Raw genomic sequence first — 755 nt, forward strand, 5'->3', positions numbered from 1 at the left:
CGCTGGAGCCAAATCGCTCACGACATACTGAACAGAATCAGACACAGGAGCCAACACACGTCCAATGGCTTCCTCGTTCTTTCCTGCTTCAAGGGCATACACTTCTCCCGTTTCGGCATCCATGATCGCCACTCCGTAATCATGCCCTTTTCGAAACGCAAACTCATCGACACAAACTGCCTTTGGTTGGATGTCATTCGATAGGAAGGAAGGGGCATGGGTATAAAACCAACGTTCCACGGTCGTGTAAGGAAGCTTGAGCATACGAGCCACCGCCTGAATGGATGTTCCGATGCAAGATTGCGCCACCCATTGCTGAAACGCATCCGTCGCTACACTTCGAGGGGAAATTCCGGGATAAGACGTGCTGAATGTCATGCCACATGTACCACAACGTCTACGCTCCACAGGGAGTTCCACCCAAAAGATGCCGATCCGTTGAGCATACCCATGCATCCATTGCTTCTTTTTGCCTGTCATTTTGATTGTACGCTTCAAGCAGACAGGACATAATGGGCATTGTTCGGGTAGAGAAAGTTCGAAAATCCAACGTTCTTCTTCTTTTCGCACCTTTTGAATCAAAACATCTGGTAAATCGATAAGTTCTTTGATAAACTGAGCGTACATGCGAATTTTCCTCCAATGGTTTGGTTTGGTCACCTTTACCATACAGGAAAATTCGCATTTTTTGTATCCTCTATTTTCCCTATGCATACCTATCTTAAAATCTCAAGTACAACTTGTGGTGAAGAGCC

At 46.4% G+C, this 755-nt stretch carries 1 protein-coding gene; it reads right to left on the reverse strand.

Annotated elements, in window-relative coordinates; genetic code table 11:
• Positions 1 to 627, reverse strand: a 627-nt coding sequence (locus ABS784_RS16910; protein WP_352513361.1) for a helix-turn-helix domain-containing protein, incomplete at its 3' end; no start/stop codon positions are given.
• Positions 628 to 755 lie beyond the last annotated feature (128 nt).

This window comes from Geobacillus sp. G4, assembly GCF_040327975.1.
Classification (GTDB): Bacteria; Bacillota; Bacilli; order Bacillales; family Anoxybacillaceae; genus Geobacillus; species Geobacillus thermoleovorans.